The 25,460-nt window shown below is 33.0% G+C and carries 22 protein-coding genes; 10 read left to right on the top strand and 12 right to left on the bottom strand.

The window, feature by feature from the left end; all coding sequences use genetic code 11:
- The first annotated feature begins 130 nt into the window (after window positions 1-130).
- The 3 genes from AYC65_RS12280 (at window position 131) to AYC65_RS12270 (ending at window position 2,759) form a co-directional block, all read left to right on the top strand.
- A complete protein-coding gene (locus AYC65_RS12280) occupies window positions 131-790 on the top strand; it encodes a tetratricopeptide repeat protein (protein ID WP_034870936.1) in 660 nt (219 codons plus the stop codon).
- 63 nt (window positions 791-853) lie between these two features.
- A complete protein-coding gene (locus AYC65_RS12275; RefSeq protein ID WP_034870924.1) occupies window positions 854-1,975 on the top strand; it encodes a lactonase family protein in 1,122 nt (373 codons plus the stop codon).
- Between the two features lie 79 nt (window positions 1,976-2,054).
- Window positions 2,055-2,759 (top strand): hypothetical protein, encoded by a 705-nt coding sequence (locus tag AYC65_RS12270; RefSeq protein WP_034870925.1) that lies wholly within the window; start codon window positions 2,055-2,057, stop codon window positions 2,757-2,759.
- Window positions 2,760-2,778: 19 nt separating this feature from the next.
- Here the strand turns inward: AYC65_RS12270 and AYC65_RS12265 are convergent, their stop codons facing one another.
- Together AYC65_RS12265 and AYC65_RS12260 are read right to left on the bottom strand one after the other, a co-directional pair.
- Complete coding sequence (locus AYC65_RS12265) at window positions 2,779-3,609, bottom strand: GLPGLI family protein (RefSeq protein ID WP_034870937.1); 831 nt, start codon at window positions 3,607-3,609, stop codon at window positions 2,779-2,781.
- A 40-nt stretch (window positions 3,610-3,649) separates the two neighbouring features.
- On the bottom strand, window positions 3,650-3,832 hold the full coding sequence (locus tag AYC65_RS12260) for a hypothetical protein (protein ID WP_034847315.1): 183 nt from the start codon (window positions 3,830-3,832) through the stop codon (window positions 3,650-3,652).
- A 254-nt stretch (window positions 3,833-4,086) separates the two neighbouring features.
- Here AYC65_RS12260 and AYC65_RS12255 point away from each other — a divergent pair, with 254 nt between their 5' ends.
- The 3 genes from AYC65_RS12255 to AYC65_RS12245 all read left to right on the top strand — a co-directional run bounded on the left by AYC65_RS12255 (window position 4,087) and on the right by AYC65_RS12245 (window position 5,982).
- A complete protein-coding gene (locus AYC65_RS12255) occupies window positions 4,087-4,578 on the top strand; it encodes an SRPBCC family protein (RefSeq protein ID WP_034870926.1) in 492 nt (163 codons plus the stop codon).
- Between the two features lie 132 nt (window positions 4,579-4,710).
- Window positions 4,711-5,085, top strand: coding sequence for a VOC family protein (locus tag AYC65_RS12250; RefSeq protein ID WP_034870927.1), 375 nt, complete (start codon window positions 4,711-4,713; stop codon window positions 5,083-5,085).
- A 156-nt stretch (window positions 5,086-5,241) separates the two neighbouring features.
- The gene (locus AYC65_RS12245; RefSeq protein WP_131828164.1) at window positions 5,242-5,982 is read left to right on the top strand and encodes a hypothetical protein; all 741 of its coding nucleotides are present in this window, start codon (window positions 5,242-5,244) and stop codon (window positions 5,980-5,982) included.
- Between the two features lie 76 nt (window positions 5,983-6,058).
- Here AYC65_RS12245 and AYC65_RS12240 read toward each other — a convergent pair whose 3' ends face one another.
- From AYC65_RS12240 to AYC65_RS12230, 3 genes are all read right to left on the bottom strand, one after another.
- Window positions 6,059-8,539, bottom strand: a complete 2,481-nt coding sequence (locus AYC65_RS12240; protein WP_052114764.1) for a TonB-dependent receptor — start codon at window positions 8,537-8,539, stop codon at window positions 6,059-6,061.
- A 152-nt stretch (window positions 8,540-8,691) separates the two neighbouring features.
- Entirely contained in the window at window positions 8,692-9,741 is a 1,050-nt protein-coding gene (locus AYC65_RS12235) for a DKNYY domain-containing protein (protein WP_185097697.1), read from the bottom strand.
- Window positions 9,742-9,946: 205 nt separating this feature from the next.
- Window positions 9,947-10,996, bottom strand: coding sequence for a DKNYY domain-containing protein (locus AYC65_RS12230; protein WP_034870929.1), 1,050 nt, complete (start codon window positions 10,994-10,996; stop codon window positions 9,947-9,949).
- A gap of 140 nt (window positions 10,997-11,136) precedes the next feature.
- Here AYC65_RS12230 and AYC65_RS12225 point away from each other — a divergent pair, with 140 nt between their 5' ends.
- Window positions 11,137-11,835, top strand: coding sequence for a hypothetical protein (locus AYC65_RS12225; protein ID WP_034870930.1), 699 nt, complete (start codon window positions 11,137-11,139; stop codon window positions 11,833-11,835).
- Between the two features lie 82 nt (window positions 11,836-11,917).
- Here the strand turns inward: AYC65_RS12225 and AYC65_RS21085 are convergent, their stop codons facing one another.
- Window positions 11,918-13,351, bottom strand: a complete 1,434-nt coding sequence (locus tag AYC65_RS21085; RefSeq protein WP_234300327.1) for a S41 family peptidase — start codon at window positions 13,349-13,351, stop codon at window positions 11,918-11,920.
- A 541-nt stretch (window positions 13,352-13,892) separates the two neighbouring features.
- Here AYC65_RS21085 and AYC65_RS12215 point away from each other — a divergent pair.
- Window positions 13,893-14,687: a GLPGLI family protein gene (locus AYC65_RS12215; RefSeq protein ID WP_034870931.1), complete on the top strand. Its 795-nt coding sequence runs from the start codon at window positions 13,893-13,895 to the stop codon at window positions 14,685-14,687.
- Between the two features lie 125 nt (window positions 14,688-14,812).
- Here AYC65_RS12215 and AYC65_RS12210 read toward each other — a convergent pair whose 3' ends face one another.
- On the bottom strand, window positions 14,813-16,105 hold the full coding sequence (locus tag AYC65_RS12210) for a DUF3108 domain-containing protein (RefSeq protein ID WP_034870932.1): 1,293 nt from the start codon (window positions 16,103-16,105) through the stop codon (window positions 14,813-14,815).
- A 375-nt stretch (window positions 16,106-16,480) separates the two neighbouring features.
- Here AYC65_RS12210 and AYC65_RS12205 point away from each other — a divergent pair, with 375 nt between their 5' ends.
- On the top strand, window positions 16,481-18,280 hold the full coding sequence (locus AYC65_RS12205) for a POTRA domain-containing protein (RefSeq protein ID WP_034870933.1): 1,800 nt from the start codon (window positions 16,481-16,483) through the stop codon (window positions 18,278-18,280).
- Window positions 18,281-18,507: 227 nt separating this feature from the next.
- Here the strand turns inward: AYC65_RS12205 and AYC65_RS12200 are convergent, their stop codons facing one another.
- Together AYC65_RS12200 and AYC65_RS21080 are read right to left on the bottom strand one after the other, a co-directional pair.
- Window positions 18,508-18,960 (bottom strand): hypothetical protein, encoded by a 453-nt coding sequence (locus AYC65_RS12200; RefSeq protein WP_034870934.1) that lies wholly within the window; start codon window positions 18,958-18,960, stop codon window positions 18,508-18,510.
- A gap of 13 nt (window positions 18,961-18,973) precedes the next feature.
- Window positions 18,974-20,356, bottom strand: a complete 1,383-nt coding sequence (locus AYC65_RS21080) for a hypothetical protein (protein WP_234300325.1) — start codon at window positions 20,354-20,356, stop codon at window positions 18,974-18,976.
- 177 nt (window positions 20,357-20,533) lie between these two features.
- Between AYC65_RS21080 and AYC65_RS12190 the strand changes: the two genes are divergently transcribed.
- A complete protein-coding gene (locus AYC65_RS12190) occupies window positions 20,534-20,947 on the top strand; it encodes a helix-turn-helix domain-containing protein (protein ID WP_034870935.1) in 414 nt (137 codons plus the stop codon).
- Window positions 20,948-21,108: 161 nt separating this feature from the next.
- Here the strand turns inward: AYC65_RS12190 and AYC65_RS12185 are convergent, their stop codons facing one another.
- The 3 genes from AYC65_RS12185 to AYC65_RS12175 all read right to left on the bottom strand — a co-directional run bounded on the left by AYC65_RS12185 (window position 21,109) and on the right by AYC65_RS12175 (window position 25,457).
- Window positions 21,109-22,008: a sce7725 family protein gene (locus AYC65_RS12185; RefSeq protein WP_078674580.1), complete on the bottom strand. Its 900-nt coding sequence runs from the start codon at window positions 22,006-22,008 to the stop codon at window positions 21,109-21,111.
- A gap of 55 nt (window positions 22,009-22,063) precedes the next feature.
- Window positions 22,064-22,936 carry a sce7726 family protein gene (locus AYC65_RS12180; RefSeq protein WP_059333900.1) on the bottom strand — a complete coding sequence of 291 codons (873 nt, stop codon included), beginning with the start codon at window positions 22,934-22,936 and terminating at the stop codon, window positions 22,064-22,066.
- A 346-nt stretch (window positions 22,937-23,282) separates the two neighbouring features.
- The gene (locus AYC65_RS12175) at window positions 23,283-25,457 is read right to left on the bottom strand and encodes a DNA/RNA helicase domain-containing protein (RefSeq protein WP_034870762.1); all 2,175 of its coding nucleotides are present in this window, start codon (window positions 25,455-25,457) and stop codon (window positions 23,283-23,285) included.
- Window positions 25,458-25,460: the final 3 nt, after the last annotated feature.

Raw genomic sequence — 25,460 nt, 5'->3', positions numbered from 1 at the left:
TAAATGGATTAATGACTTGTGAATGTTTTTCACTTATAGGTGAAAATAATATTAGGCTTAATAACAGGTTGTATTTGTGCAATGCTTAAATTAGTGATTTAATATCAAGATAAGTTTTAGAATAAAAACAATGGCCGATAAAGACTGGTATAGAAATACAACTTGGGATAGCTTCATTGAGGCTGAGTTTGAAGAAAGATTGAAACGTTCGAGAGGTGCTTTTCACAAGGCAGAATATCTAAGGATTCAAGCTATTTACTTGCTTGATAGTAATGATATAAGAATTCAATCAATAGGAATAAAGTTGATGGAAAGACTAATTAATGATTTTCCAACAGAAGAATTCAGTACAATTCAAGGGAATGAACAACTTGGTGATTATTATTTAAAAATAAATGATTTTGATAAGGCAGAGAAATATTTTTCTATTGTTAAAAATCATTATGAGATTAAAAAAACTAAAATTGAAGCAAGAGGCATGGCTGAATTAAAACTTGCAAAAACTTATATAATGGCTAATAGAGTGGATAAATATGTTGAAGCTTATAATATTTGTAAAGAGTACTCATTAACAAACCTGAGCTTTAATAGTACAAGATTTTATTATGCAGAACTTGTTGCTCATGTATGTGAAAGATTAAATAAATATGAGGAAGCAAAGCAGTATGCAAAAATAGCAATAGAAATTTCTAAAATAACAGAACCGGAATTTAAAAGGCACAAAACAGTTGGGCTAGTTAGTGTTACGGATAAACAATTAAAAAAGCTTCAACAGTTAATTAAACGATAGGTTTACTGTTCTATAGAATTCATAATGTTCAAAGTCTTTTAGCGAACTCATATATTAGTTTTAATGAAATTCAAATTAATAACTGCATTATTTATTGCTATTTTTGCATCTGCACATCTTTATTCTCAAAACACTTATGTATTTTTTGGTTCCTTCAACTGGGATAAGAAGGCTGAAGGTCTTTATGTATATCAGCTGAATACCAATAGTGGAAAACTTTCCAAAGTGACAAGTATAAGGGGGATTCTGAATCCGTCTTATTTAACCTTATCACCGGACGGGAAATATGTTTTTGCCTGTACCGAAAGTAAAACTGAAGATGCAGGGAGTGTAAGCAGTTTTGAATTTAACCCCGAGAAAAAGACGCTCACTTATATCAACAGTCAGAAAAGTGGTGGTGAAAATCCGGTATATATTACAGTTCACAAAAGTGGAAAATGGCTGATTAATGGAAATTATACAGAAGGTAGTGCTTCTGTATATCCGGTATTAGAAAACGGAATGATAGCGCCTTATGTCCAGAATTTTCAGTTTTCTGAGGGTAGTATGGATTCTGGCAGACAGGATCGTGCTCATATCCATTCAACAGTATTTTCACCAGATTATCGCTATGTTTTTATGCCTGACTTAGGTGCTGATAAAATCCGAGCTTACCGATTCGATCAGGATAAGAAAGAACCATTAACAGAAATTCCTTTTACTCAAACAGTTCCCGGAAGCGGGCCACGACATTTTGCATTTCATCCGAATGGTAAGTTTGCCTACTGTATTGAAGAAATGGGTGGTGCTGTAAGTGCTTATACCTATGAAGAAGGAAAGCTAAATAATCTGCAGAGAATTAATACCCATTCAGATCAGTATAAAGAAGGTTTTGAAAGCTCCGATATTCATATTTCCCCGGATGGTCGCTATTTGTATGCTTCAAATCGTGGTAAAGAAAATAATATTGCCATATTTTCTGTTCAGGCAGATGGTACACTCAAAACAATAGGCTATCAGTCAACCGGAGGAAAACATCCAAGAGTATTTACAATTGATCCTACAGGAAAATTTTTAATTACTGCGAATACAGGAAGTGGGAATGCTGTTGTATTCAGACGGAATGCTGAAACCGGATTGTTGACAAAAACAGGGAAGAGTGCTAAGATAAAAAATGTATCGACGGTACAGGTGAGGGAGTATTGATAAGTTTAAGGTTTTATATCTCGCAAACCTTGTCAAGGTTATTTACTAGTTTTATATTAACCTTGACAAGGTTGAATTGATGAAAAAAACAAATTCCATGACAAAAGAAGAATTAACTCATGTTATATTAGGAAAACAACTAATATGTGATTTTGATAGCAAGGATTTTGTAGACTGGGCAGTCACTATTATGCAACAGGGCTATGAAAGTGATAGTCTATTTATTCTTGCAGGCTTGGATTATGAGAGAACAGAAGTAAGAGAAAAATATTTCTATGATTCGATTCGCGATCTGAAGATTGATATTAATAAAACCAATCAAGAACTTATCGAAATTTATGCGAAATCTGTAGCCGGAAAAGCTGTAAATAATGAAATAGATATTGAAGATGCTTTTCGAAAGATGTGTACTATTGCATGTGAAACAGATTATGACCGGAGATATATAGGCTTTTATATTATAGAGGAAGATCTGGAGTGTTTGGAATATGCCAATAGAACATTCTTTACAACTGATCTGACTTTAGATAATTATAAAGAATATATTAAAAATGAATTTCAGATTTTTTTGGAAATGTTTGAAGTTACCATTCCGGATTCTGAAAAAGTTAAATACTATTGTACAGATTGTGAAAGTCTTATTAGAATTAAGGCTGAAGTCAGGTATCAGCTAAAGCAGCCTTTCAAATACGAAATTAATGTCTGTGAAAATTGTGGCTCTGAAAACTTAAAATATACTGAAAATCAGATAACTAAAAGAAAGTTGATTGAGAAATACAGATAGCTTTATTTTTAGTATCAGTTTATTCCAGTTCAATAGGATTGTATGGCTTTACTTTTAATTTTACCGAAGTACCATCCTTGTCATAAGCGCCACTATAGAAAAAGCCAGGATTGTCATGGTAACTTTTTTGGACTTTTCTAAAGCGTTTTCTGTTTATATGGAAAATTTTAGCCTCATTTCGCAAATAGATTTCCGAAGGATTTTTGTCCATAGCAATTACTATGAAATGATAATGTTGCTTTTGATCTTCGATTTCCATAATTAATCCCGGTAATCCTTGAAATACATAGGGACCATTATTAATCGGAATGTCTGTGGCATACCATGCTGTATATTTTCTGCCTCGGTATTGGGTTGTTGCTTTCCTGCAATTGTATCCCAGAATATCTTTAGTGTCATTCTCTATTTTCCATTCAAAAATAGGTTGTTTTTCTGCATACTGGTAGTCATCCAGTAGATCCTCCTGGTGTATATTTTGTTGCTCAGGAATATTTTTTATCAGAACATTTTCCCAATGATTTCTCAGTCTGAGCATCTTGTTCATATCATCTGCATTTATTTTGTCTTTATGACTAAGCTTTTCCATCAAAGAATCTCTTTTCAGCTTGTTTAAATCGCTGAATTTTGAATAATCTTTTCCAAGCTGTAATACACATATTACCTCTGTTTTTTTATCTGTTTCGCGCGGCTTTTTAACGAAGTTAAGCTTATAATAAATATTCTGAAAGCTTTTATCCAAAACAGCAGCGCTATAAGGATCAGAATTTAGTGTGAAATTACCGGATACTGTTGAAAACTGTGCTTTTGTAAGGATAAAAGAGAATGCAAATAACAATTGAATGAATTTCATAATCATCTGAATATAAAAGAGTCACTAGGTGACTCTTGGTTTAACATTTTGCAGAATCAAATCTTTTGATTGCTTTGAATAACTGATCTCCGGATTGATAATTATCTGCACATAAATAATACTCTGCTCCACAAGGTGCTGTTACAGGAATCCAGAAGCTACAGGCAGCAGAACCTTTTACCTTTTTTAAATCTGTTTTGGTAAGTTTTTTTAATTTTTTCATAGGAAGCGTGTTTTTTTAATTAATATATTGCTAATGTATAAAATATTATTAATTAAATAATTTAATATAATTTATTTTCTAAATATGCTTTGTTTTTTTTAAAAAAATTAATTTAAAATTAGCTTTGCTAAATTATGCCCAAATCATTTCTTGCCATAAGACAAGACTATAAAATTAGGTTCCTTACTAACTTTACTCAACCAGATAAAGTGATTACAGATCATATAGAATAGAAACCTAAAATCTCACAAAATATGGATAATAAAAGTTACACCACAGAATTTTCTGTCGACCAAACACCCGGCGAGTGCTTTAATGCTATAAAAAACTTTAGAGGTTGGTGGTCTGAAGAAATAGAAGGCGAGACGGATAAATTAGGTGAAACATTTCTCTACCATTATAAAGATGTTCACCTTTCGAAACTTAGATTGAGTGGAGAAATTCCGGATAAAAAACTGGTTTATGATGTTTTGGATAATCAGTTTAGTTTTACAGAAAATAAAAACGAATGGCGGGGAACAAAGCTGGTTTTTGAAATCTCCGAAAATAATGGTAAAACAACCGTAAAGTTTACTCATGACGGACTGGTGCCAGAAGAAGAATGTTACAATGTTTGCACCGATGCCTGGGGAAATTACATTAATAACAGTCTGTATCATCTGATTTCTACAGGAAGGGGAGTACCTAATCCAAAAGAGGCGGATGGATTCAATGCCGAGATTGTAAAAAAATGGAAACTGAAATAGATTTAGTTGATTATATAGGCTATTAGTTAGCATTCCACTTTCAGAGTATAAAGTTTTTTGTGTTTAAGAAAAGTGTTAAGGTTTTTAGCTGATTATGTCTTTACATAGAGTATTAATAGAAAATTATAAAATATGAATCCGGAATTTGAAGCGGGAATCAATATTGCTATAAAGATCCCCAAAAGCAAGTATGAAAAAACAGTAGCTTTTTACAGAGATATTCTGAAATTGGACGTTGAAGAAAAACCTATTAAAAATCCAACTGTTTCCAGAGCTCATCAGGTAAAATTCGGACATAATGTTATCTGGTTGGATTGTGTGGATAATTATACCCATTCGGAAACATGGCTGCAACTCACGGTTCAGAATGTAGAAGAAGCTACAGACTATTTACAGGCAAAAGGTATTGATACCTGCGACGAGCTTGAAGAGTTGCCAAAAAATATGCACTGGATCACCGATCCGGCAGGAACAGTTTTCAATCTGCAACAACGGGAAATAAAATAGATGTAATTAAATAAAACAAGGGATAACTTATCATCATCCTTTTTCGAAGTACTTTTTGATTATTAAAATATAAAAACAGGTTAACAGGCAAAAGTTGTATTTTTATATCCTGAATTTCTCCTGTTATACAGAGGTGAAAAGAAAATAATTGATAAAATGTATAAACTCCCGATAAAGTTTTTTTGGTGTCTGCTATTGTTAAACACTTTTTTATTTCCCCAACTGACTAAAGCAAGTGCATACTGGATGGAAGTACATGGAACCGGAAAGTTGAACGATCCTGTAAAAATACAGTTATGCTATGGTCATATTGATGATCTTAGCGTGCGGCATCGTACAACAGGTTCCGAATATAAAGAAATTCAGAATTTTCAGGTTTTTATCCTTAATGATAAAGGGGAGAAATTAAATATCAGCATAAAGTCGAACGCGGATTGCTGGGAAGGAACTTTTACTCCGAAGGAAGAGGGAAGCTATAGAATTTATGGCATAAACGATAAGTTACCGGTTCTGGTACGTTCCGCAAATTCACAGGAAAATATCCGGCCTGTAGATTTTTTATGCAGCTCCTATCGTGTTGGCAATATTCCGGATACTCAGGTATTGCCCACTCAGTTTATGGATATTATTCTGCAGAAGCAGAATGGCATTTATACCATTTTTCCTTATCGTAATATGAAACCTGCTGATAAAGGAACATCGTTACGCATATTTAATCCAGAAAACTGGGAAAAGAATATTCAGGTGGATGATAAACACCCTGCTGTTTTCAAGCCGACAATATCCGGGCTTTATGTAATACGGCAAGACTGGTATGATAATACACCCGGGACTTTTGGTGGGAAAGCCTATGGTAAAATACGCTATCGCAATAATTATTGTTTGTGGATTAATTAAGAATTCGTGTTACATATAACCAATATAAAACCCGGACTCATAAATCCGGGTTTTATATTGTTATAATTTTTTAAGATTAGAACTTTAGAGAGACACTTCCCAGAAAACGGGCCGGAGCCTGTGGTGTTAAGCGTACCGACCATGCTTTTTCATTCGTGATATTATCGAATTTAAGTCCGACTCTGTATTTTGGCTGATCGTAGAAAATACCAATATCAAACATTTTATACGAAGGTATAATTACTTTCGCAGTTTGTGTATTTGTTTGATAAGAAGAAGAACCCATATTGGCACCAGTACCTATTCCTAACCCTTTTAGCTTTCCCTGAGGGATTCGGTAGCTTATCCAGTAATTGAACATATTTGTAGGTCCTGATAATGCAGGTCTAAGTCCATTAACAGCAGGATTGGCTTTGGAGTATTTACTGTCATTATAAGCATAGCCGGCAACAATATTTAACCCGTCAAAAGGATTAACTGTTATTTCGGCTTCCATTCCCTTGCTCAGCTGTGTACCATCCTGTATGGAATAATTAATGTCATCAGGATTTGTTCTTAGTACGTTGTCCACACGGATGTTATAATAGCTTAGTGTTCCCACAAGTCTGTGGTTGAAAAGATCTGTTTTTACTCCAAATTCCAGTTGATTGGCATACTCAGGTCTGAAAGAATTGCCGTTAATATCAACACCACTTACATTGTTAAAGCCATTCATATAATTCCCGAAAAGTGAAAGCTTATTTTTAAGTACTTCATAGACAATTCCAAGTTTTGGTGAGAATGCAGTCTGTCCGTATGGACCAGCTTGTACACCGCTATTGCTTAATCCACCTTTTATCTCGCCGGTAGTGATATCATAGACCCCCTTAAACTGAAATCTGTCTACCCGCAAGCTGGCCATTACCATAAGCTGATCGGTAATATTGAACACATCCGATACATAAACAGCGTAGGTATTGTCACCATTATTCTCTTTTCTGACAGCAGAAGTGGCTGTTAATGCATCGATTGTATTACGGTTTACCCTGAAGTCAGCAGACGGATGAACAAAATTAAATGTCTTGGTATTGGTATGATAACGGTCAAAATGATTAGAATTGTTGTAATAATCCAATCCTACGACCATTCTGTTTCTGAAGCGTCCGATATGAAAGTCACCAATGAAATTCTGCTGAATATTGGTAGCAATAAAAGAAGTTGTGCCTACCATTACCTGCGCACTTGCAGTAGAGTCGGTTTTTCCGTTAATGGCGGATATGTAACCATTAATAGTGGATCTGGCACGTGATATAATTGTTTGGGAAGTCCATTTATCAGAGATTTTATAATTCAGCTGTGCAAAAATATTCATCATCTGTGTTTCATAGGCAAGATCATCGCTCAGGAAATTTTTATAATATGGAAACTTCATGTCGGCAATAGACTGTGTTTTATTACTCCCTGTATAAGGGTTAAAGCGTACTACGGAAGTTCCCTTTGCCTGATTAAATTCAACATCCAAAAGAAGCGACATACGGTCTGTTATCTGGTAAGAGAAACTTGGCGCAATGGCTAAAGAATTGGTAAACCCAAGATCCTGAAAACTCTTCTCGTAGGTGCCGGCAGCATTCAATCGGAAAAGGGCTGTACGGTCTTTGTTAACAGGAGTGTTAACATCCAGTGTCAATCGGTTATAATTCCAGCTTCCACCTATATAACCTACTTCACCGCCAAAATCATTGTAAGGTTTTTTAGTGACACGGTTGTATACACCACCATAGCTGCTGGCTACACTTTTCCCGAATAATGTTGCAGAAGGTCCCTTTATGGCTTCTATACGTTCCAGATTTACCGGGTCAATTACTGAAAATGCCGCTCCGGCTACACCGTTACGGGCATTGGGTTCGGTTTCAAATCCTCTTGAACGAAATGTTACTCTTCCCTGATTGGCAATCATAGGAACTCCGGCACCAGGAACATTTTTCGAAATGCTTCCCAGGTCTACTGCTACCTGTTCCTGAAATAGCTCTTTTGTAACAGTGTTGTATACCTGTGGATTCTCCATATTTTTTAGAGGAAGCCTGGCGACATAAACACTTTCCTTTTTAGAAAAGCGGTTGGTGTTTTTCATAATAACCACCTCCTGTATGGCCATAATATTTTCCTTGGTCAGCTGATAGTCCAGTTGTGTATTTTCTCCGGCTTTCACTTCAACAGGAAGGCGAACTTCTTTCGAGCCTAATATTTGCAGTTTTATAATATACTGGCCAGTATTCAGATTTCCGAATTTGTATATACCCGCATCGTCTGTAAGGGTTTGTCTGTCTGTGCCGAGTAAAGAAACAGAAATAGACGTCAGAGGTTCACCATCTACCATTGTTACTTTTCCGGTTAGTGATCCCTGTATAGTTTGGGCATCAACTCCTATCAGGCTTAATACAGAAAAAAGTATAATCAGAAACGGCTGTATTCTGTCTGTAATTATATTTTGGATTGTGTTTTTTTTGTGTTGTAATCCCTTTATATCAAAGGATTTAGTTTGATTTTGAAAGAACAGGTCTTCATTACATTGCATCATTATTAACCTTATTTAAAACTATTATAAATAAAAATGCAAAATAAAGGAAAAGTGAATTATTTTACAATTTTATTTTAAATCATTCTAAATAAATATTGAAATGATATTGAATGGGTGGCTCTATCAGGGGTTAATAGCAGCTATCACAATTATTAAATTTTATTTCCTCCTATAGCGTTAAATTTATTTCCTGATTTGTCTTTATAAAAATCACCTTCTTTCTTAAAGCTTTGTGCATCCACACCTTTTAGTAATTGGTTTTTATAATAGGCGTTTTTTGCATCTTTTCCGAAATAATCACCCATGATTATAAATGTCTTGGTATCGGCAGCCGGAATAACTTCCTCGTCATAATAAACATTGTTCTTATCCTTTGAATAAGAGCTGCTTTCATAGGTATACTTGTCTTCATCGGCTGGAAATAGTTGAAAGGAACCGGCATCAACCTGATCATATTTAAAATTTTTACCCGAGGATAGTATAGTTTTATTGTTTATACTAATAATACTTGGATTAATAATCCTGATATTATCTAAAGAATTAAATGTTTTCGCTACGGCGTTTGAATCTTTTCCAAAAGGCGGGTAATAGATGGTGTTTCCTGCTTTTATGTAATATTTGTTAATAGACTCAATATTTGCCTTATTAGGCAGTACTGACTTGAAGTGTCTGGTGTTATATAAGACATAAACCGAATCTTTATCCTTATGAAAATAATCATTGACGAATGCAAAAGTTTTCCGGTCAGCAGACACCATAGTCCCATCGTAAAAATAATGGTTTTTGTCCCGTGTCCATTCCTTATGGTTGTTTATGAGTTCATACGTTTTAGGATCTGCTCCTGTAATTGAATAAATGCTCCCGCTAAAATTATAAAATACATGAAAGCGATCTTTCATGATGTTGTTTTTTAAATGAAAAGAGGGTATATCTACCACCAGATCTTGAGCCTTTCCACAGTAGTATACAGAATCTTTATCTTTAGCTAAATCTTCTGCCAGAACTTGAAACGATTTTGCATCAGCATTCATAGGTGATACCCCCGAAGTAAACCAGTCACCAGATGAAGAATAAAGTATTTTTCCTTTGGAATCAATAAAGTAGGAACGCGATTTTTTTTGATCAACCAGTTTACCAATATCCTTGCAAGAAGTACAAAAGCTGAGTATAATACAAGCCAGAAAGAAGGTGTATTTTTTCATTTATATATTATTTGTGAAACAACAGGATAACTAATATACACATTATCCGGTATGTGCAGTATTTAAAAATACCTATTCTCTATTTTTCCAGTGAATTAAACGATGAAGTATTTTAACAATAGATTTTGGCATAATAAATCGGCCTGGAATGTTTTTCAACCTGCAACAACGGGAAATAAAATAGGAAACAGAGTATTGCGAAATTTTAGAGTTTCTTTCCTGTCAGAACGCTAAATTTATTTCCTGATTTGTCTTTATAAAAATCACCTTCTTTCTTAAAGCTTGGCGCATCCACACCCTTTAGTAGTTGGTTTTTATAATAGACATTTTTTGCATCTTTTCCGAAATTATTATCCATGAGTATAAATGACTTTACATCTGCATCCGGAATTATTTCCTCATTGTAATATACATTGTTTTTGTCTTTTGAATACGGATTGTCTGCATATGCACTATTTTTTTTATCAATAGGAAATAATTGAAAGGAATCAGCATCAACTTGATCATATTTAAACTTTTTGCCTCTGGATAATATAGTGTTATTATTTATGCCAATAATATCCTGATTAATGATTCTGATCTTGTCAATTTTATCAAATGAATTTGTTACGACTTCCGAGTCTTGACGAAAAGACGGGAAATAGATGGTATTCCCTATTCTTATGTATTGTTTGTTTATAGTTTCAACATTTCCGGGATTAGGCAGGATTGACTTAAACTTTCCGATGTTAGGTGAAACATAGACAGAGTCTTTGTCTTTCAGAAAATAATCATTGACGAATGCAAAAGTATTCCGGTCTGCATTTATCATACGGTCTGCATAGAAGTAATGATCCTTGTCGCGAGCCCAGTTTATATGGTCTTTTACCAGTTCATATGTTTTGGGATCTGCTCCTTTAATAATACCAAAGCCTAAAACCTGATCGATATAATAAACATGAAGACGATCTTTCGGAATCTGATTGTCGACATAAAAGGAATTTTTGTCTACCAGCTTTTGCGCCATACTACGAAAGTATACGGAATCTTTGTCTTTGGCTATATCTTCTGTCAGAACCTGAAAAGACTTTGCATCAGCATTCATCGGTAATACACCCAGACTAAACCAATTACCGTTTTGGCAATAGACTATTTTTCCTTTGGAATCGACAAAGTAAGAACCTGATTTTTGTTTATTTACTGGTTTGCCAATATCCTTACACGAGATACAAAAACTCAGTAGAACAAAGGCCAGAAAGAAGGTATATTTTTTCATTTGTATATTGTTTGTCAACCAACAGAATAACTAATATACGCATTATCTGGTATTTGAAGTGCTGAAATTTTATATCTATCCTGAGATCTGTTTCGTACTTTTGCACAGCATAAAACAATCAGACACTTTTACTTAAAAACATGAACAACAGATTTTCCGATAACAATCAGGTTGGAATAGTTGCTACATTTTCTGAATTGGTAAATACCGATTTTCAGGGAAATACCAATGCGCTTTGCTGGCACAGAAATTTAGACGGAGATTTTAAAGAGATCGTAACTCAGCTTCAGTTAAAAGAGAATATTACAGAGGTTTCCATTGAAGATCTTTTAGCATTGCAATTATCGGGAAAGGGGAGTGCTGCCAGAGAAATTATACTCAAAGACCTGCAATTATTAACCAATTTCGGAGCATCGCCTTCTCTTAATTTGCTGAAACGCTATGAACGGGACGATGAGTTTGATTTTATTTCAACCGATGTCTATTCCTGGCATGTGGATCGTTCACCAATTGGTACTGATACTTTTTTATGCACTTATTATGGTGCTGCTAGCGATATTGTTTCCAATGACCAGGTAATACAAAAAATCCTGATTCCGGAAGTTCGTGAAAAGCTGAAAGAATTACACGACGGACCGGAATCAGAATTTGAAGATTTTTTAAAGGAGAATTATTTTGATTTGCATTATCAGGCTGAACCAAATGCCCAACCTGTTAATTTAGGATTGGGACATCTTTGGCGCTTGGCAGTAGATCACCCGGAACAAAAAGTCTTACCATGTGTGCACCGTGCTCCTGTCGAAAACGATGGTGAATACCGGTTATTACTGATTTGCTAAATGATTATGTGATCTGTACTGATACCTGCCTGTCGTAACTCTGCAAAGGCTTCAGTTATAATTCTGTATTGTTTTATAACAATTAATTTTCCAGATAATCAACTGCGTATTTCACCCAGTCCGAAACGCTTGTATCAAGATAAATATCAGGCTGAACACCGATGTTGTCAATCGGATAATCTGGTAATCGGAATGAACGGTACGTTGGCATCAGGAGTTTGTAATTATCACACCCATATTCGAAAAACATAGCATTGGCATAATCCAGAACCCCGGAGGATGGTATACCCATAATCTTAACTTTCTTGCTTTGCTTTGTTCTTAAAAGAAAATTCTCTGCTGCACTCGCTGTACGATTATTTGCCAGTACTACAATCTGCGAAGGACTTTTGGGAGCATAATTTATGTTTTCTATATTGACTTTCTTATCACTGAAGTTTACATATTTGCCTAAATTCTCTTTTAATAGGACAATTCTCTTTCTTAGATTATCAATCCTATCTTTATTCTTGATAGAATCCTTTTCAAGTCCCTGTAAATATTTTTGAGAATTGCGAATGAAGCTTTCTGAAGACAAATACTCTACGCCAACAGATCTTATAGGATTTGTGCTGATGTAGGATAGTATAGAACTATAAGCATTATCAGTGCCGCCACTATTGTCTCTTACATCTATAATCAGAAACTCTGAATTTTCGATAAGTTTTTTATTTTTTTCCAGCATTGCTTCAATAGCCTCCAAAAATACTTCGCTGAAGTTTGGTAGCTTTATGAGGGTTGTTCTGGGTGTAAGCTTTTTTACATAAAAACCGTTAATCTCATTGATCTTATCTTTTATCTCTTCCTGGTTTAAAGTAGCAGCAGGTAATTGTTTTGTAAAAGAAGATTTTAAGGCATCAAAAAATAAAATACTGGCATCATAGATTTTATATTTTCCTTTTTGTACAGAGCGGTCCTGCATGTAATATTCACAAGTTCCGTCTGCAAATAATCTGAACTTAATCTCGTTAGGTTTCCAGTACTTAGGATCTGCTTTGATGATGAAACCAATATATTCATTCTGATTTACCTTTTTTACGCCAATCTCATAATTATCATCTTTCCAGATACCTTCAAATTGATTAGGTTTCGTAAGAATATCTTTTTTGAATCTTTTCAGGTCTATATTCGCTGGTTTTGAAGTCTTTATTTCAGTCGTTTTTGAAGTGGTGTTCTGTTGAGATAGATATTCATTAGGTAAAACCCCGATATGTCTGTCCTTGAAAAATCCTATATAGGCTTTCAGAATATCCAGACATTCGGAAGGATTTTTATTTTCCAGCGCTAATTTTGTTGAGCTTTCTTTGACGCTGTTGTAAAGTAATTTGTCCTTTGTTTTGATGTCAAAGCCAGGATATTCACTTTCGATTTTAAGAATTATTTTCTGTAAGGCATCATTGCAGTTGCATTGTGTTTGTGCATTTACATAGCCAAAAACAGATAAGAGAAGGAATAGTAAAACGATTTGAATTTTCATTTAATTTTTTTTAGCAAAAGAAATGAATTCCGGATTTCTAAAATTGTAAAAATCATTCAATTTTAATTTTTGTTGTAGATCCAGGTCAGTTTTTTTGTTTACAGCAATTTCATTTGTATATATTTTCTGAGAATCCCATTTTTCGGTTTTATAATAACTGACTGCATGATTAGGCATTACTTTAAAATTGATAACAGCAAAGAAAATTACCATGAAAAGATAATAGTAAAAGTAATAAAGAAATTAAATGGAGAAACTTTTAAAATCAAAATAATAGAGGGCTTCGGGGTGCTTCATAATTGATTTTTATTTTTAAATTGAATTACAATACTTTCAATGAATAAAATAAATCGTAAATTTTATTTTAAGGGAAAATATATATGCATTTGCTTTTTTTGAATAACTTAGCGAAATAGCTAATCATAAAATATGTCAATCATTATTTATGATAGTTATAAAGGCCATTATTACTCACCAATAGAACTTAAAAACCAACCTAAGGAATTTTATGACAAATCACTCAATATTAAAATTCAAAAACATGCTAAAATATGCATTCTTATTTTGTGCTTTTATAGTATTATCAGGACAAAATGCCCGTTTTGTCTATAAACATTCTTACTTGAAAGACTCATTAAAACCGGATGCTAAAATAGAAGATGTTACTTATCTGGATGTTTCGCCAAAAGGATCTTTCTACTACAAATACGAAGAATATAAACGTGATTCCGTATTGCAGAAGATGAGAAAAAATAATATGCTAATATCTCAGAAAACATATTATAAAACTTTTATTGAAAAACAATACGCGAATCCGACAACCGATATGTATACGGATCTAGTAGGTGGATATTATAAAATAAAAGAAGAGAGACCTCTGAAATGGGAGGTGCTTCAGGAGAAGTCGGTTTATGAGGGCTACAATGTTCAAAAAGCTTCCACATTTTTTGCGGGACGCAAATGGACAGCATGGTTTACAAATGAAATACCGATTTCAGACGGACCTTATAAATTTTATGGATTGCCGGGATTGATTCTGAAAATATCTGATGACAAACAGCAACATAAAATGGAGTTGGTAAAGACTTCTGATGTTTTTATTATGTTTGAAAAATCCGATCAGCAGTATATAGAAATACCGGCTAAGAAGTATAATAAATTATATCAGGATAATGTGAAGGATCCGCTTTTACATCTTCGCGAAAAAGGAATAGATCCTGACAGAATTAATAAAGTGGTAGTCAATGGTCAGGAAGTCAACATAAAAGAATTTTTTAAAAGTGGTAAAATGAGTTTTCAAAAAGAAGAAAATCCCATTGAGCTGGTGAAGGAGTAGGATATTCAATCTTATGAAGTATTTTTTGTAAGATAAAGATATTTAGAGTAGCTATTGTGAGCAAAGTACTGGTTAACCAATATTTGCACAATGTAGCTACTCTATATGAGTTCTTATTATTTTGATTACATTTCCTTTAAATTCACTTCTTTTTTTTCACCATCTTTATCAATAGTGATCCGTTTTTCGATATTGGCTTTATCTGTATAAGATGATCTGCCGGTACCGTAATTGGTTGTGGAACCTGCATAACCCCAATAGTTGTAATAGTTTGTATAACCGGATACATACGAATAATTGTAAGAATTGGTAAAATCGAAGCTGGTCATAATGATATAGTTACCGGGCATTAGGTCGGCAAACTCAAAGTGCCCTTCATCGTCATAGGTTCTGGTCCGCTTGATGGAGTGTCCAAAATCTGGATCCAATGGCACTTCAGCAACTTTCTTTTCTTTTCGGATTTTTTTATTGACATCGAGCCATTCATCGTAATAAGCAGAATTAGGGAAAAGCAGAATTTCAGTCCCTTTTGGGGCATATTGTTTTTTTGCCGTGTTCACCAGACCTCCCAATTTTTTTCCGGAACGCGACCTTGCAAAGGCGGTACCGATAACTACACTGTTACCATTGGAGATCTGCCGAATCGCCTGATCCTTGTTGAATTTATTTTTGATTGGTTGGTAGTCTAGTTCCTCGTTGACTGTAATCTCCCACATGCCTTTGCTCATGGACATTTCACGTTGCCACAGTCTTCTGTCTTTTTTGTCAATAACAAAATTATAGATAGCATTGGTGCTTTCTTCCAGTAAGGTGACCAGCCAAGTTGCATGTTTACCCGTTTTTGGAGAATTGTAACTGTAGCTTTTTACTTCCTTAATGGTGTAGTATTCTACATGAACATTGGAACCATCATTATAATAGAATTGTGGGATTCGGGCTTTATAGCCAACATCCAAAGGAAGTGTTCCGATCATCAGATCCGTCCAGTTGAAGTCAATAAATGCTTCGGTAGGACGAAAATTTACCTTTTTATCTTTTTTGGTTTCTTTGGAATAATAATTACCTGTGATGGTCTCACCAAAGTTGAGATTTAGTTTTGTTTTCTTTTCGTCACCAACATAACTGATGGATTTTAGTGTCTGGGGATCCACAACACTTGTCCGAACATTGACCCTGGAATTGTCTTTGGGGGTGAAGGCATTTTTTAAGGTCAACTCATTGCCCGTTGAGGTGACATCATAGATCAATGATCCTTGTTTATCCCAATTATTATCCTTGACATAATATACGGTGTAAAGCGATTTTTCGGGTTTTATGTACTTTGTATTAATGTCCGGGCTACCGGGAGCAACCATTTTTTGACCCCATACAGCGAAAGGGAGCAGACTGATCCCTAAAAGGATTGGGTATAATTTCATATTCAGTGCAATAGTGTTAATGCGGAACTAAAAGGAGTTTCCTGCTCGGTTCCGTAGTCGAAGATAAAGAAAAACTTAAAATAATAAAAATTTTGCCATATCAATAATTTTTTACTGGGTATTCATTAATTTTTGAATTATTAAAAGTTGGCTAGCTATACATTTTCATGTATAGCAGATGGTAAAGAGTATAAAGATATTTATGGTTAGAATTCTAACATCCTGTGGTTTATGTAATATTTCATCTGTTTTAAAAAGAATCAGATCAAAAATTTCCTTATATTTAATTTTTTCCACTAAAATACATTATCATTTGTTTAATGCTTATTGGCTTATAAATTGATGATAAGAATCTCATTGAATTTTTGATTATTAATGAACAAGTCGATTATAGTTTTAATTTTCTTTTTATGTGGTTTTTTCTCTTTAAAAGCACAGGAAAAGAAAGATTCGCTTTATTATAAAATAGAAGAATTTTCGGATCAGAGAAAAGTTACCAAATTTTTCCATCGTCTCATATTCCGAAGGGAGGCAGATTCTACTTCCGTGAAGTCACGGACAGAAAAGCTGTCTCAGGAAACCTATAACAAAAAATATATCAGAAATATACTAATAGAAACCATAGATCCCTTTGGATATGGCTCAAAAGACAATAAAGAAAAATTGAAATGGTATGATTGGTTGACACATCATCTTCACTCCACAACAAGAAATTCTACAGTTAATAATTATTTACTTTTTAAAGAAGGCGAGGAATACAATGCTCAGAAGCTCTACGAATCCGAACGTTTGCTGAGAAGGATGCCTTTCATCAACAGAGTTAATATCAGTGTTTCTGATGGTGATTCCGGTAAAGATTCTATTGATGTAGTTGTTAAAGTTCTTGATTCTTGGAGCCTGAAGCCAAGAATGAGTTATTCCGGCAGTAAAATTGGGTTGGGTGTGACAGAGGAAAATGTATTGGGATTGGGGCATACATTTGACTTCCTTTATAGAAATGATTCCAAAGAAAGACAGAATTATGTTTTAGGAAGCTATACCGCATACAATCTTTTCGGTTCTTATATCAATGCCCAGATTCTGGGCGAACGTGATTTTTCGAGAAATGAAAGAATCAATTTCAATGTCAGAAGAGATTTCTTTTCACCTCTTACAAAATGGGCAGGAGGTTTTAGCTTCGACTATTTTATGAGGAATGTTTTACTTCCCATAGAAACGGATACTACTTATCCGGAGGTTCAGATCAAAGCTTACAGCCAGGATCTGTGGGGAGGGTATCAAATTCCTGTTTCATCAGGTACAAGCGAAAAAGTATCGAGTAATATTGCGGTGATAGGAAGGTTTCAGAATTACCAATACAAAGACAGTCCCGAAATTGATAAATACAAATATTTTAATTCTTACAACAGTTTTCTGATGTCTGTAGGATTTATCCGTAGAAATTTCTCGGTGCAGAGGAATATTTTCCAATATGACCTGCCGGAGGATATTGCCTATGGCAATTCAGTAAATTTTACTGGCGGCGCCTTATCGCGAAGTAATAATGTTAAGCCTTATGTGGGTATTTCTGCATCTTATGGAAGTTTTACAAAGCTTGGGTATTTCACTCTGAAAGCACAGTTTGGAAGATTTTTTAATGAGAATAGCCGAAACCGTGAGTCCTTCCGTTTGGATGGTACTTATTTTACTAACCTTATAGACTGGAAATTTGCCAAAGTAAGGCATTTCTTTTCTCCAACTTTAGCATTGGGAAATCCACAGCATAATTATTCTTACATTGACAGGATTAATCTTTCATCTCCGGATGAATTTCCTGTGTACAACTCAGATTATATCGGAACTAAAAAACTGGTTTTAAGATATCAGCTTCAGCTATTTATTGATAAGACATGGAAGAATTTCCATTTCAGCCCTTATCTGACGGTGGCAGCCGGATGGCTGGGTATGCCTGATGATAAATTGCTGAGTACAAAAACAAATACTAAGATAGGAATCGGAGTTTTGATTAATAATCCTTTTCTGGTTTTCAACAGGATTCAGATTTCGTTTACCTATTATCCCCGTGTTCCTTTTGATAATAATTCGGTCTTTGATTTTAACAGTAACCGGAATAATCTTTTACCAATGAATAGTTTTGCCACAGAAATTCCGCATTTTGTGAATTTTGGAAACTGATAATGAAATAGAGTAGCATGTAAAGAATGTAGATAGAAAATATTGGCTTTTTTATTTTATTGTTGGAAGTTATTTCCCAATACAGAAAGTAGATAAAATCCTATTTATAAGTGTTTATAAATAATTAGTATCCTATTTAGTAAACTGATATTTGTTATTCCAAAAGATAAACTAAAAAGAAAACCCCGAGGTTAGTCGGGGGGATCATATTAATTTACTTTTAATACTTAGAACACAAAAGTTCTTTTTGCTGTATCATCACCAAATCTAATAGTTGAAAATGACTTAATTCTTTTTTTATCCATTAAAATGAAATGAAAGACAGAATCTTCTTTTAATACTCCATAAACATCTTTTACATCTATATCTTCATTTATAATAGTCTGATGTTTTTTATTGATTTTAGAATAAGGAACTATTCTTAAAGCTTCTATATCCATTCCCTTTAATTCTTTCCTGAATTCAGGAACATAAAACTCTTGGGCTTTTAAATAATCAGAGCTTGGGTTTTCCATCATAAAAGTGTCTATAATCTTACGAGAACTTAGATCTTGCTTTTTTACTTGATATAAAAAACTTTTTATAATATCTATATTCTCATTGTCTTGCTTGCTTACACAGCTTATTATTGATAAAGTGCTGAATAACATAATAAATCCTATAATTATTTTATTTTTCATTTTATTTAATTATTTAATTACAATTTCCTGTATTTTTAGGAGCATTTCCGCCAGAAGTATTCTTTTGTACAGAAGAATTATTCAGGTTTCTTAAATCTTGACCTAAATTACCAGGGTTAGACCCTCCACCACCAGGCCAATTTCCAGATGTTTTAGGTAGAGAAATACCAGCTTTAGCTAGTGCATCTATACCAAAATTTGTGCAATTATAGGTATTCAAGTTATAGGTTGTGGAAGACATTGAATTTATATATCCAACGATATTATTTAATTGAGTTGCACTAATAGTTGAAGTAATACTTACATTATATTTATGCCCTTGGTCATTTACATACATTCCTGTAGCAGCAGGAGGGTTAGAAAAAGGACTTATACTCGTTGAAGGATAAAATCCCATGAATCTAGTAGTACCAGCTTGAGTAATAGATATAAATGTATGTCCTACATTAGGATCAGTTACTGGTCCAGACCAAGTACTTGTCGTATTAGGAGTTGGCTGATCAACATACAATGTAACTGTAGCTCCTTGAGATAAGTCCAAGCATTTAAGATAATCTTTAATATTAGTAATTTTCTCTCCTGCTGGCTTTTTAGAAAACAATAATAAGTTATTTGACCAAGTAGGGCTACCGCCACCACCGCCTCCTCCTCCTTCAGAACCAGGATCTATAGGACAGTTAGCTATATCCCAACATGATGATACTCCTATTGGTACTGTTGGAGGAGTTACAGGTTGTTTTGGTTTCCCCGGAACAATTACTTCTTCAATCTTCCCACACTTTTGCACATCATCTCCACAATCAGTATCACTTCCTCCTGGCTCTGCTCCTTCTCCACCTATTGCCATAGGTTTAATACCAGCACTTAAAGCTAAAGAAGTTTTTCTTCTATTATATCTGTTAAAGGCTTCCTGAAATAATGGCAAGAGCTGCTTGTAATACTCACTGCTATTTTTAATTTCGTCAAAAGCAATTAATGTTTCTTTCTCTTTAAGTGTAGACATAATTAAACCTATTACCTGGTTATTTTCTACTTTTGGAAATATCACCCATTTTTCACCATTTTCTTCGGTAACAACTTGGGAGCGAACTTTAAATTCTACATAGCTTCCTTTATTTTGAAATAAAAGTGAGCCCTTATCAGAGCTTGCATTGAGATTATTTTTTATTGAGTTGTTAATGCCTGAAATGTTAGTTTTTTTTATCTCGTCATATCTCTTCATCAGAAACTCAAAGCCATTGGCATAATTAATTGTCTCTCCTGATTTAGGAACAAAGACTGCAAAACGTTTGTCTTCTAATTGTTTTTGAGTAAGCCCATCTTCGGTTCGGCAAGATGATAGCAAGGATAAAGTAAGTATTCCCCATAGTGAGGTGTAGAGTAATTTTTTTCTCATACTTCTTGTGTTTTTGGTATTAAATTAATCAAATATATAATAAAATATTGTATATATGGATACGCTAAACCGTAAAAGCTATTTTAATGAAAAAAATAAAGATTTAATTATTGGTTTTTAGGGCGTGTTTTTATAGATATTTTTTTATATTTAACCTCATTATAAAAGGTACTTGCCATGGAACACAAAATACATCAGGGTCGCAATGTGAAACGCTTTAGAGAAATGCTGGGCATAAAGCAGGAGGCTTTGGCTTTTGATATTGGTGGCGACTGGAACCAAAAGAAAGTTTCTCTCCTGGAACAGAAAGAAGTGATTGAAGACTCTCTTTTGCAACAAATAGCCGAAGTCCTGAAAATTCCTGTGGAAGCCATCCAGAATTTTGATGAACAACAGGTAGTGAATATTATTTCAAATACTGTGACTACGGTTAATGATAATGCAATAGGAGTTATTGTAAATAATAACAATCCTATTGAGAAGATTATTCAACTTCATGAAGAAAAAATGGAACTTTATGAGCGCATGCTAAAGGAGAAAGACGAAATGATGGCAAGGCTGGAAAAACTGATTGATAAAAATAATTGTTAATATAATAAAAAAGGTTCAGCATAGGTGCTGGACCTTTTTCTATAAGAAAGAATTATATTATTTTCATTTGATAAAGCGTTTAATTGTTACATTTTAGTTTTAAAATAAATGAGCCTATAAAAGGTAAACTCACTTGAAAAAGTGTCGTAGTCTTTTAATTATTAAATTTCATTGTGTAGAATTTCTAAATGATGTTTCATAGACATTCTTTTACAAACTCCTAAACCTGGAAAATGACTATTTGAATGATATTTTTCAAAGTCTGAAATTCCATTGGAACTGTACCCTTTATTTGCTTTCACAAATTTAATCAAACCATTTAAGGATTCAAAAAACTTACCTGCTACATCTTTAGTTTTGTCCTGTGTGTCAGATACAAAATGATACACATAAGCTTTGTTTCCGTCAATTTTTGTTAAATGTAATGCTACTGCTAATGGAGTTGATCCTCCTTCTTGAGGATCTTTTCCAGTTATAGTGAAGTCTCCAAAACCAACTGAAGCAAGGTTTGGGTATGTGTAATGTAGATCAGAAAAATAACTTTTTGTAGGATAATCGGAGTTTCTGACTTGTTTATCAAATCCATCAAAAACAAGAACGGAATTTTTATTAGAAGTATTAGCAGCAAAAGTTAAGCCTACTTTTGGAAGAATATAGAAATTATATTTTAGTTTTAGACCTTTAATATATGGTTCATCAATATAATCTTCTTTAAAAATTAGAGACTTTTCTAGTTTCTGATTTGAAGATATAAAAGCGTCAATGTGTTCATTTTTAGTAGTGTTATCCACAATGTATGCGAGTGAAAACTTACTATAATCTTTCAATATATCGTCGATAAAGTTATCTTGAATATCTTTTTGCGTCGGAAATCCCTTTTTTTGAAAATTAACGACTAAAATAAAATTGATATTTTTTTTTATAATCTTTTGAATGTTTTTCTTCGATGAACCAGTATTATTAGGCATAAATACAGGTGTTATTTTTTGAAATAAAGAACTGTCAAGTTCTACAATTGCAGATGCCTCATTTTGCTTTGCAAACATAAATGGAAAATACATAACTATTAAAATTTTATAATTGATTTTCCTAATATATAAAATTTTAATTAATTTGTTAGTAAATTTTATCTAAAAGCATTAAAATATTTTCACAATTTTTTTTGTTATATCTTTTTCCCAGAGAAATACTTTTTAAACTATCTGGGGATTTTTTTATTAACTCTACCTGCTCCTTTTTAAAAGTTCTTAATTTGAGAGTTTCCACAACATGAAAATGTGCTTCTTGTATATCTATTTCTGTGAATAGATTAAAACATTCTGTAAATATTTTGGTATTCGGCAAATCTAGAGCAATTCCATATTGTTTTTTAATTATTGAAAGATATTCATTTTTTCTAAGAGAATTGAAAAGAGTTCTATGTGTTAAATTGTCCAAATTACTTTTAGCTTCTCTATAAATGTCTATTCTACCAGTTCCTGAAATTAATAATATGCCAGTCTGTTGTGGGATTATTGATTTAACTTTTTTAAGATGTTTTTCGGAAATAACAACGTTCAGATATTCAAAAAAATTTTGATAATCAGAAATTTGAGAAGAGAGTCTTTCAGTCGAATCTTTATCAGATTTTATTTCATAAACTGTTGATGTTCCATTAAAAACTGCTAAGTCAGCTTTTGATAACCCAACATTAAATTCTGGAATTGAAACACAATCATATATATTATGATTTTTAAGTATTAAATCTTTAAATATTAAATTTTTAAAAACATATTCATTTTTATAATTCTTTAATAGTAGTTTATAAAAATGCGAATAGGCACTTCTTAAGGTAAAGCAGTCGACATCCTTACAATAGTTTTTAAAACTATCTATAAGAAATCCTATTTCTTTTTCATTTTGATTAGCCAAGTGATCAAAATAAACTGGAGAAAATAATTTTGCTATAACGGCGTAATCAGAATTATTAAGTTTAGTTACAATTTTCATTTCTACTCACTGAGTGGTTCAAATGTAAAACATTTTTGTTTAAAAGAATTATGGAATTATATAATTTTTGTCATATAATCCGATATTAAAAAGTTGAATATAATTTTTCGTATTTAGTGTCGTTCCATAAAAAATCGAAAGGATATTAGTATTTGCCAATATGAAGAAATTTGGGCTTTGAGAGCTGGCTATTAAATTTTCAATGATTTATTATTTTGTTGATTTTATCCAAAAGAGAATTGAAGTAGCAGTTAATAAATAATAATTTAAATAGTCTTATATTAAAAGATACTGCTCGAATAAAGTAGTATTTCTTATGTTTTAGACCTTTAAAATCACCTGTGCATTATTTCAATATTTTGACAAAAATACCTAAAACATTAAAGTCAATTGTTTCCTCATCTCTAAGAGTAATTGGTTTGAAACTGAGATCATTTGATTTTGGTAATAAGATTATTTCCTCATGACGCCAGCCTTCTTCATCTGTTACTTTTTTGCTGGAATATTCTTTAATAGTATAGTTGCTGCCAAATTCAATATCGGTAATATTTCTTCCTTCAACTAATGTGATTAAGCCATTACGTGAACCTCCGGAATATTTTTTAAATAAACAGATGCTACCATTAGGTATAATTTTATTCATTGATTCACCTATTACAGTGCATGCAAAATAATCATCTTTATTATTTATGTCATCTAATTCTATGTATTTTATATTCTCTAATTCCTGTAATTCGGAAAAGGATCCCGCAGCAATATTAAGGTTATAGAATGGAATTGAATTTTCGGAAGGAATATCTGAAATTTGTATTGAATTCTGTTGTGTAGATGAAGTAAAAGGTTGTATAAATTGTTTAAGAAAACGTCTTAGATTATCGTTACAAACGTAAACATATGTTCCTTGGATTCCACGTTGTAGTATTGTTTTATAGATGTTGATGATGAAATCTAATAATTCTTCTTCGTTCAGAATAGAATTTTTACCGTTTTTATCCTTGTATTTTTGTTTCTCAACAATAAATTTTCCAGACGCAAAATCGTAGTCTAATTCAGGCCCTATAATAACACCGGTGTAATTCAGGTCATATCCTTGTGTTGTATGAATACATCCTATTTCATTAAGAGAATTGGCAGAATTGATCCAGTCTACGGAAACACTGTTCCATTTCAACTGATTTTCACCAATAACAATATCATAAGCTTCAGAATCTTTATTTGATACCCATTCCCAAGCATATCCTGCTACCATTCTTGATAAACCATGAAATTCATCTTTCTTTTTTATTCTATCAATCATTTGGGATAAGTCATCAAAAAGATAGAATTCGTAGTCATTAGTTTTATGGACTTTCGAAGGAAGAGATTGAGGTTCATCAAAAATTTTATGAACTAATTTTATATATTCATTCCCTCCACGAACCCGAAGTTGAGTTTTTAATTTTTCAATACGCGTATAAGGCTCTAATTCCAATTTCTTGAAACTATCTCTAGTGGTATCAGATGGTTTTATAGATTGATATTGGTCGTAAAAAATAATTGATGTATTACTTTGTAAAATAACCCAATCTAGTTCGGATGAGGTAGATTTATCTAAACCCAGTTTTTCACAATTCTTATCAAATGTTCCAAAATATGAACCCAAGTTAACCCGTCTCCTCAGACGATGTCCTTCATCAACTATAATAAGATCATATTTATTATTGGCTAAATCTGAAGGTCCTATTACCATTTTTCCTGATAAACCATTTACATTTTTAAATACATTAGAAATGGTTTTTCTGAATGACGCCATAGGGATCACCAGTGCCATATTTAAATCTTTAAATTTCTTTTTAACCTCTTTTAATAAAGAGAAAAGCTCTTCATCATCTTCATCAAAGTCCGCATAGTTGAAATCTTCTAAGTCTGTTTTCAATAACTTAAATAAGAAAATGGCCAAAATAGATTTACCCGTCCCGGCTCCTCCATGAATAAGACTTACTTTGGCATTTTCATCCAGCAAACAATTCAAAATCATTTTCAATCCTTTTATCTGTTCTTTAGAAAGAGATTTGTAAGGAGAATATTTAAAAAGGTCTGAATTATTAATAAAGTCCAGAGAATGTCGGGTTATGCCTATCTGTCTTAGTTCGTCCCAAATATCTTTGAATAAATCCCAATATACTTTCTTTTCATAATATTGATGATTGGAAATTCCGAGATTACCATTTTGTAAGGAGTATTGTCCATCAGCTGAAATATATTTGATCAGATTGGATTCCAAATCTAATGTGGCCGATTTATGGAATAGATCGCTTAAAATAAGATTTACTGATGAAAGCTGTTTCTTTTCTTCTGATTTTAGGTGAGTATTAATTCTGGTTAATACATTTGTGGTTTCTCCTACATAGGCAGATTTGGTATTTTTATTTTTCAAAAAATAAACTATCGGCCAGGATAAGTAGTCTTTGTGATTGTTGTTTATTTTAGTTTCTGTGAGGTGATCAAAATCGTACTCCTCAGTAATTGTAAAATTCTTCATTTT

Origin of the sequence: Elizabethkingia bruuniana (assembly GCF_002024805.1) — a bacterium.
Taxonomy (GTDB): Bacteria; Bacteroidota; Bacteroidia; order Flavobacteriales; family Weeksellaceae; genus Elizabethkingia; species Elizabethkingia bruuniana.
This window is presented reverse-complemented; position numbering and strand designations above follow the sequence as displayed.